The 9086-nt window shown below is 33.9% G+C and carries 7 protein-coding genes and 1 CRISPR repeat array; all 7 genes read right to left on the bottom strand.

The window, feature by feature from the left end:
• Positions 1 to 308: 308 nt before the first annotated feature.
• Positions 309 to 479, bottom strand: coding sequence for a hypothetical protein (locus AB3329_RS10230; RefSeq protein ID WP_368395976.1), 171 nt, complete (start codon positions 477 to 479; stop codon positions 309 to 311).
• A 272-nt stretch (positions 480 to 751) separates the two neighbouring features.
• Positions 752 to 1126, bottom strand: a complete 375-nt coding sequence (locus tag AB3329_RS10225) for a pyridoxamine 5'-phosphate oxidase family protein (protein WP_368395983.1) — start codon at positions 1124 to 1126, stop codon at positions 752 to 754.
• Between the two features lie 369 nt (positions 1127 to 1495).
• Positions 1496 to 2653: direct repeats of the CRISPR family, unit length 36 nt; unit sequence GTTTTGGAACCATTCAAAACAACACAGCTCTAAAAC.
• Between the two features lie 215 nt (positions 2654 to 2868).
• A complete protein-coding gene (csn2, locus tag AB3329_RS10220; protein ID WP_368395982.1) occupies positions 2869 to 3534 on the bottom strand; it encodes a type II-A CRISPR-associated protein Csn2 in 666 nt (221 codons plus the stop codon).
• The gene (cas2, locus tag AB3329_RS10215) at positions 3521 to 3865 is read right to left on the bottom strand and encodes a CRISPR-associated endonuclease Cas2 (protein WP_368395974.1); all 345 of its coding nucleotides are present in this window, start codon (positions 3863 to 3865) and stop codon (positions 3521 to 3523) included. Before cas2 ends, csn2 begins: the two co-directional genes overlap by 14 nt.
• Positions 3862 to 4731, bottom strand: coding sequence for a type II CRISPR-associated endonuclease Cas1 (gene cas1, locus AB3329_RS10210; RefSeq protein WP_368395973.1), 870 nt, complete (start codon positions 4729 to 4731; stop codon positions 3862 to 3864). The genes cas2 and cas1 overlap by 4 nt, the downstream gene beginning before the upstream one ends.
• Positions 4728 to 6917, bottom strand: coding sequence for a type II CRISPR RNA-guided endonuclease Cas9 (gene cas9 / locus AB3329_RS10205; RefSeq protein WP_368395980.1), 2190 nt, complete (start codon positions 6915 to 6917; stop codon positions 4728 to 4730). The genes cas1 and cas9 (AB3329_RS10205) overlap by 4 nt, the downstream gene beginning before the upstream one ends.
• Before the next feature lie 7 nt (positions 6918 to 6924).
• Complete coding sequence (cas9, locus tag AB3329_RS10200) at positions 6925 to 9009, bottom strand: type II CRISPR RNA-guided endonuclease Cas9 (protein ID WP_368395971.1); 2085 nt, start codon at positions 9007 to 9009, stop codon at positions 6925 to 6927.
• Between the last annotated feature and the right edge of the window lie 77 nt (positions 9010 to 9086).

The raw sequence follows: 9086 nt of genomic DNA, 5'->3' as shown, positions 1-9086 counted from the left end.
AAAAGCGGGTCGGCCAGTATGAGACTTTTCTTCCAGCAAAACATGATTAGGGATACTGTCCACAAAAAGACTGATGAGTCTAACCTCATGATTCATGGGAATATCGTAAGCAAGATTTAGTTCCAAACTCAACTGATTTGTGTTATACTCTTTATACATGGTCATGGCTTTCTAATTGTTTTGTCGTTATTATCATTATAAACCATGGCACAGGAAAACGGGCATCTCCAACTGCGGAATTGCCCGTTTTTTTGTGTACTGAAGCTAGTTTTTGCCCAGCCCCTTATCCGAAAGCAGGCAACCCTGCCTCAGCTATGCGAATGACGGTGAAAACCAAACATATCAAATAATTGATTATGCAGGGACTCACCCTCGGATTTTTTAAAGGTTTCCATCACTTTAAACAGATCAATCAGATAAGGGACACCGATTGCTACCAGCAAAGCGAGTGAAACCAAAAAAACAGTTAAGTAAAGCATAAGACAACCTCCTTTCAGGAAGAAGCACCTCGCTTCCCTCACCCCTATTGTACCGCTAACCAGATCAGATTGCAAGAAAAGGAAAAGCCAGCAGACTGAACAATTCCCAAACATAAGCAATTGACGCTTTCTTTATTATTACTCTAAAACCAAGAAGACAGTCATAAGATTTCATCCAGAACAGTGACTACCAATAAATACATCAGCTGCAATCAAAACTCTGAGCCCGCTCCTGCCTACTTATTGTTGTCAAAAAATAATTTCCAAAGCCGTTATAACAGCTGTTTAGCATCTGTAACAGTCACTTCTAAAACACTTCGCAAAAACGGAAATTTGGCTTTCATCTCTTCAAACTCAGCGCCTTCATTAACTAATTTACCTATTCCCAATACTCTAAATCCTGTCCCTTGATAACCATTGAATCCCTCTACTTGACGGGACCCAAGGGTTATAATGAGTTTTGGATTAACAGACAAATCCTCCTCTGTGCTGTGCATTCCTGCTACTGGCAAAAGTAGGCGTTTGTTTCCTTTAAGAACAAGATAAGAATTCCATGTACAGGTGACATGCGGATCATCTGCTCCCCAAGAAGTGATAGAAACAACTCCTTCATAATCTAAAACTTTTTTAAAGGTATCTGTAAATATATTAATCCTCCATCGCCATAAATATTTGAATTATCTTCATTACACATAGCCATTATAGCATATCCGTTTCCAGACTTGTTGTCCGACGGATTGCTCGTTTTTCCGATGGAGAGATGCATGGAGGTACAAATTTATTGAAACAAGAAAGCACCTAGATTACTCTAAGTGCTTTCTTTTTAAATTGTTCCAATTCTTCAGGCTCATTGTCAACTGTAGTGGGTGACTTATAGCTAAGCACGAGAGAGAATCAGATTGGTTCTCTCTTTTTGAATGTGCAGAAATCATAAAGCCTTTTTCTCCTCTTTAAATATACCATTTAAAACAACACAGCTCTAAAACTTAAGGTGTGCGTATAGATAGGTTTTGCCGGTTTTGGAACCATTCAAAACAACACAGCTCTAAAACTAATCATATTCAATCTCTACAAAGGTATTCGTTTTGGAACCATTCAAAACAACACAGCTCTAAAACCCACAAAATTATGCGCAATGGGAAAGTGGAGTTTTGGAACCATTCAAAACAACACAGCTCTAAAACAGCTAGAAAGGAGGAAAGAATATGAAAGCTGTTTTGGAACCATTCAAAACAACACAGCTCTAAAACTGCCTAATCAGGTAATCCTAGCGCAAAAGAGTTTTGGAACCATTCAAAACAACACAGCTCTAAAACAGGCTCTATTTATACTCTTACTTTATGGCAGTTTTGGAACCATTCAAAACAACACAGCTCTAAAACAACTCGCCACATCTTTATCTGTATAGCCTTGTTTTGGAACCATTCAAAACAACACAGCTCTAAAACGACGTTTCAGGTAGTCCCCGAAGGAATTTAGTTTTGGAACCATTCAAAACAACACAGCTCTAAAACGCTGGATATGAGGAAGTTATCCGAGTGACTGTTTTGGAACCATTCAAAACAACACAGCTCTAAAACTACACACATGACGGAGTGCCACAGCATCTAGTTTTGGAACCATTCAAAACAACACAGCTCTAAAACAATTGGGTAGGTGCAATGTATTGATAAGAAGTTTTGGAACCATTCAAAACAACACAGCTCTAAAACTCATCACAAGTGAAAGTTACACATTAAAAGGTTTTGGAACCATTCAAAACAACACAGCTCTAAAACGGGGGTCGATAAATCCCATTGGCTCACTGTGTTTTGGAACCATTCAAAACAACACAGCTCTAAAACAGACCTACCAACCTTATCTGTTTCAACTGTGTTTTGGAACCATTCAAAACAACACAGCTCTAAAACGAACAGTAACAATCAACAATGAGCCTTATTGTTTTGGAACCATTCAAAACAACACAGCTCTAAAACAACCAATAACATTATATTTGCTCAATTCGTGTTTTGGAACCATTCAAAACAACACAGCTCTAAAACTCAGTTTGTGGCTCAAACAGCAAAAGGTGAGTTTTGGAACCATTCAAAACAACACAGCTCTAAAACAATCGAAATAGCTAACCAACACGGAACGATGTTTTGGAACCATTCAAAACAACACAGCTCTAAAACCTCGTAGAACATTTTTTGTTACGAAATTTCGTAATCGCGCTATTCGTCCCAGCCAGACTTCAGTATCAAACAGTTCCATTTTATTACTTCTATTTTATCTAAAAAATGCTTTAAAATCAAGGTTTCAACGCTGTTTTCTATTAATGCTCTGACCTTCATCAAAACAAGTAGCTAAACTCCTTTTACATTATTGACATTTGATCCGGCAGTCCTTCTTAATGCTTTATTTCATCAATCAAGAAATAGTCTCTATCTAAAATATACTGAGAAAAATCATAGAGCTTACGCGGTTCAAGAAAAAGAACTGTTTGGTTGGCCAAGCTAATATAATCAAGTAGCTCTTTAACCTCTTTCCTTGTTAAATAGGACCCGCTATTGATAAAGACCAACAGACGTTTCTTACTAAGATACTTATAAATTTGTAAAATTTCCAAGCACTTTTCAAAAACAGTATCACTGCTTGTTTCTACTTTTACACCTAAAGCTTTAATAAGTTCTAGAATTGTAATTTCGTCATATTCCAGATCTAATTCGTTTTCTAAACATTCGTAAGCAATTAGCTCTGTTATGGTAGCTGCCAACTTTTCAATCATGGCTTTGACTTCCGGTTTTTCGTTGAATTGCTCCTCTAAATCAGCATGAATGAGCTTCAGCATAGCAGATGAATTGATATTGTAGCCTAAAATATCAGTAACAAGCATAATCTCTGATTCTTTTAATGACTTTAATTTTTCATCAAATAACTTGAGTTCACTGACTTCATCATACTGATAAATTAGCCTTACTAACCGGGCATAGAGCTCAACATCTTCAATCGCTAAGATTGTTCCTTTTTGCAGTATAAGCGGCTCATCTAAAATAGGGAAATTAATCTTCAGCATCATAAGCCTCCCCAAGAAAAACTAAGCGGCTGTCTGTATTAGCAATACTTGTATCTCTATCGCCATGCAGATAAATCATACGAGCAAACTGTTTTTCTGTAACAGTCAACAATGTAATGTTCCCTTTTTTGGGATTATTTTCCTGCAGACGGTCAATCATAGCCTTATTAGCAGAATTATTAAGCAACAGCTTACTGTAAATTGAAAACTGATGCATAATAAATCCTTCACTCAGTAAAAATTTTCGAAATTTACGGTAAGCTCTCCGTTCCTCAACAGTCTCAGTCGGCATATCAAACATCAAAATCATTCGCATATATCGATAACTCATATCCTAAACTCAGGAACTCCTTTCCCATCATTATTAAGAGCTTTCACAACCTTTTTGGTATAGTCACTGACAATGTTAGATAAGTACATTTCTTTGCTGTTGTAAAGGTAAGTGTCTGAAAACATACTGAACAGTTCCCGCTTTATTTTGATAAATGAGCTATTGCGATTCTCATAAACAATACGGTCAACAATAGGACGAAAAGGTTCCATAATATCACTGGCAAGGTTAAATTGATTAAACTGATTGGCATGCTTGAGACCAAATTGAGTCATACAGCCGGAAACAACAACTTCACGCGCAAACATGCTTAAAAGTAAGGTATAGCCATAATCAAGACCTGCGTTAATGTCATTATCCAGTTCCCGTGAAAAATCATTGCCAAATAAGGTATTGAAATATATCCTCGCAGAATGTCCTTCACGATTGCTTGGATCAAACAGCTCCAGACCATGGTATAAATCCATAATAGACTGAGATTTCTCAAAGAAAGAGCACTCACTAAGGTATAAACTTTGATTCAAAATTTTCTGAGCAATAATATTAGTCCAAACATCAGCTTTAACATCTTCTGTCCAAGATACCTGCTTCGCTAACTGCAAACTGGAATCATGCCGGGCAGACAGCGGCATTAGATTAGCAATCGGCAGTCGTTTGTCATCACAAAAAATAACCAAAACATTTTCATCAACTAAACGCTTAAGCAGCATAGTTGACAAAACAATATCTGTCGTCTCCAGCAAAAGAATGTCTATCTCGGACAGATGGATTAATTCTGTCCGAGAAGCCTCTTTAAAAATCAAATGATTATTTTTATATGCTAACTTTGAATGTGTATTTACAACAACTGTACGCCAACCGCTCATTTATCTTCTCCTAATTTACTTAAATCAATACGGGTTTCATAAAGGCCAGTTATAGATTGGTGGATGAGGGTGGCGTTAACTTCCTTTTTAGTCGGACTGTAATCGGCATTTCGTATTTTTGAACTTTCAAATAGTTGTACATATCCGCTACTACTTCCACTCTTAACTAAAGAAAATAATTTCATAAAGTTATCATAATAATATTTGATAACTTCCTCAGTTAAATCAATCTTTTGATATTTTCGTTTAGTATAAGCAACTATCGCTTTCTTAAAAACATTCTTATTTCCTAATTGCTTTTCAGCATAAGAAAATAGACGATTGACAATAATCTCAAACTCTTCAGCATGATTAATTACATAATTCTGACTTTCGGTAACCGCTTCTGCTGATTTCAAATTCATCAAATTAGATTTGGTTAAAAGACGCTTCATATGGAAAAACAACTCACTCTGCACTTCAGTTAGTTTAAACTGTGTTGCTTTATGGAGGTTTGTCTTACTTTCGAATAACACTTTTGTTCCATCAACCTTTTGTATTAATGAATATTTAGGTAGCTTCTTAAAATATAAAACACGATTTAAATTATTTTTAGTTAAAAATCCATATTTAGAAGAATCATTTAAAAACAACATTGGATTTTCTTTGAATTTAGGATAATCAATGATATAAATATCCTGAAATTCTTTAACAATTTCTAATTTCGATTTCTTTTCGTTATATTTTTCTGCAACTACAAGAACTGACATCGCAGAATTTACTGGACCGTGCCCTCCATAGATTTCAGGATTTAAAGCTATGCCTTTAGTTTTGAGTGGATAACGATTTACTGCTGCAATTTTTTTATTTGCTTTGCCAACAGGATTTTGATTATAAAAGCCACCTTTTTTAATCATAGTCCGTTTTACAAAATTAATCTGAGTATTATAAATAACATTTTTGACTATTGGTAAGTCTCTGTCACAACACCAAATATCTTTATTAATTTTTGAATCTGGGCTGTTGAAAAATTTCATTACATTTGAATAAATATGTTTCTTTAATGTTGCCTTATTTTCTTTATGACGATTAAACTTACCATAACGCCCATATATCAACTCTGGTGCTAACTTAGGATAAGCTTTCAACAGAGTTTGTCCTATAACAACGCCTAAATAAGCATCATGTGCATGATGGTAATCATTTAAATCACGTAATTTCACAATTTGAAACATATTTCTAAAATTAGAAACGAGTTGTGATTTCAAAGTCACAATTTGACTTTCTGTAAATCGTTCATTTAATAATCGAGCAACATGTTTAATAATCTGACGTGTCTCAACTAATTGCCGCTCAATAAAACCTGCTTTCATATCTTCAGTCAAAACACCGTTAGGGGTACGCTCACTGGTTGTTAAACGCTGAAATTTAACCTGAGAAATCAATTTATCTTCATAAAGTTGTTCCCAAAATGATTTCATTTTAAAAACTGTTTTTTTATCTGGTATATTATCCAATTTAAATTGGTTATTAGAGCGACGTGTCAAAACTTTATTATCAATAGAATCAATCGGTAAATAGCTATAAGGGATAATATGATCCACTTCATACTCATCTAATTGATTTAAATATAAGGGCTCAGGGTTTCCTGATTCATCCAAGGAATATATGTCTTTCGCTTTTTGCAGGCAAAACAAGTATAACTTATCAGATTGTAGCTGTTCATTTGAAAATGGTAACTTTTTATTTTTACCACTTCCTATCAATAGGTCATTTTCAGTTTTTTTCAATGCTGCTTCTAATTTATCTTTACGTGACTTTGATTTTCTTTTTCCTTCCTCAGTTGTCATGTTCTCGCGAGCCATTTCAATCACAATATTTTGAGGTGGATAACCTATAAATTTAACCAATTCATCTACAATTCTAATACTATTCAATATGCCACGTTTTATCGCCGGACTACCTGCTAATTTCCTAATTTCTTCAAATACATCATCTTCAACTAATTTTTCAGATTGAATTTGCTTTATTTTTGAATCAAAGGAAAGCTCACCATCAGAAATAAGTTGTGATAAATTCCGATTTCTATCGTCATTTCGGATAAATTGTAACAAGTTAAAACCTGTGTCATCATCACGAATCTCTAATAGAAGTTTTGCAGAGTATCTTCCCCATCCTGTATACCGTAATTTGGAAAGTTGATTAATTTGCTCTTCATTTAAGAAAATCTAAATTAGCAAAATATTTTTCAAGATAATCTTTGATGGATTTTTTATCATCAAAAACCGTAATAACCTTAATGATTTCTTCCAATTCTTTTTGATGCTCCTCATTATCTAAAAAATCTCTTGAAAAAATCGTTTTAAAGTCATTATAAGTTTTCAAAGTAACATTAATAGATTTCCCTTTTTCAATACCAGCAATAATCTCAACAGCATTTAAGTCAGTATAATTTTGTAGATAAGCAAGTAAATCTTGTGAACTAATACGCTTACTATTAGTCTTAAATAAATCATCAATGATTTGTTTCCTTGACTCAGCATCTAAGTAATTGGATTTCCCAGTTTTATCCTTATACTTGACTCGTGTTAATTCATTTTGGAGCATTACCTCTTCATATACTAAACTACGTTTAGGTAAAACTTTTTCATTCAATAGAACGATATCATTTCCAATAAGGTTATTGATGAACTCATTTCTAGTTGTGTCCATATCAATTAATTTATCATAATTCCATGGTCTAATATTTCCGTCTTTCGTATCAATGTCATCACTGTCTAAAATCTCTGATTGTTCTTTTCGCTGAACCCAAGCAAATCGGCTACTATTACCTTTTGATAATGGGCCAACAAAATATGGGATTCTAAATGTCAAAATTGATATCAACTTCTCTTTATTTTCTAACAAAAATGGATAATCTTTCCCATGTCTATCAATAATTGCTTTAAATTCATGTTCATGGATTTGATTTGGAATCGCTCCATTATCAGATGTACGCAATTTTCTAAGAAAAGTCCCTGCCTCGATTTTTTCTAGGAAATATTCTGACCCCTCTATATCAGAAATTTTACTTCTCAGATAATCATAGAAGTGTTGTTGATTTGATTTACTCTTATTTTTATCTCTATCGGATAGCTCCATTTGATTTGAAATATAGCTGGCATAACTTTTAATTTTCTTATCAAATTCAAATTTGCCGTCAACTTTTTGGCCAAACATATCAAGATAGTCTTGCTTCGACAAGTTTTTCCTGAAAAACGCTTTTAACCGCTGCAAATCTTTACGGTGTTCTTCATACCTTTCTATCATTGTTGCAGAAAAACGTGCATGAGTTGCCCCTTCGTAAGTTAACATATCAGATAGTAACAGAGTATCACGCAGAACCCTTAACTTTGCAAAAACATCAGAGAAATCCTCGCCTAAAATTTCCAATAAACCTTCTAAATTATCATCATAATTCTCTTTAGAAAAGTCTAAATCAGGTTCTTCCTCCAAATCAAAACAGTTTTTAAATTTCGTTTTTAATCCTAATAACAATTGTAGCAACTGTTTGAAAACGCTTTTTTCTTTCTTGGCTTTCTCTTCTGGAAAATAAGATAATATCTTCTTTACTTTATCTTTTCTGCTAGATGTTTCTCTAAAAATTTTATAAATTTCCTCACTTCCTTCTTGAATTTCCATTTCAAATTCTTCTCGACAAGATTCTAAAAAATCCTTCCAACTATTTTGTATATCAACATGATTAGGATTAACCTTACCAGCTATTAAAAAATGTCCTCTATATTTTAAAATATGTGACAAAGCCATGTATATTTCTCGAATATCAGCAACAGGAGCGCTTTCATCTGCATCAGCTAGGGCTTTACGTAAATGATAAATTGTTGGGTACTTTTTATGATATGCTTGCTCTAAATTCTTCCTTCCAAAAAAAGGATATTTAATTTGAATATCTTTACTCTTATCGTCTAAAACTCTAAACGTTTCATCCAAGCGACGATAAAAGTTTTTATCAACTTTATCAATTTCATCTTTAAAGATAGATCTCAAATATAGAATACGATTATTACGTCTTTCGATACGTCTACTATTACTTCTAAACTTTCTAGTTTCTTGTGCTGGTTTTGCAGCCTCAAAAGTTACAGAACCTATCAAATTCTTTTTTATTTTCTTTTTCTCAGTATCACCTAACACTTTAAATTTGAAAGTGGGTACTTTATGATCTTCTGTTACAACTGCGTAACCAACCGAAGCCACTCCAATGTCTAAGCCGATTGAATATTTTTTGTTAAATTTTGCCATGAGACTCTCCTAAACTTGATTTTTTACAACATTTTTGGTATATTTAATTTGTTGGAATCATTCGAAACAACACAGCC

The sequence above is a fragment of the Streptococcus huangxiaojuni genome (assembly GCF_040930515.1).
Lineage (GTDB): Bacteria > Bacillota > Bacilli > Lactobacillales > Streptococcaceae > Streptococcus > Streptococcus huangxiaojuni.
This window is presented reverse-complemented; position numbering and strand designations above follow the sequence as displayed.

Excerpts from the sequence above, each read along its gene's own strand:
- AB3329_RS10230 (WP_368395976.1), bottom strand. The coding sequence starts at position 479 with ATGCTTTACTTAACTGTTTTTTTGGTTTCACTCGCTTTGCTGGTAGCA.
- csn2 (WP_368395982.1), bottom strand. The coding sequence starts at position 3,534 with ATGCTGAAGATTAATTTCCCTATTTTAGATGAGCCGCTTATACTGCAA.
- cas2 (WP_368395974.1), bottom strand. The coding sequence starts at position 3,865 with ATGAGTTATCGATATATGCGAATGATTTTGATGTTTGATATGCCGACT.
- cas1 (WP_368395973.1), bottom strand. The coding sequence starts at position 4,731 with ATGAGCGGTTGGCGTACAGTTGTTGTAAATACACATTCAAAGTTAGCA.
- cas9 (WP_368395971.1), bottom strand. The coding sequence starts at position 9,009 with ATGGCAAAATTTAACAAAAAATATTCAATCGGCTTAGACATTGGAGTG.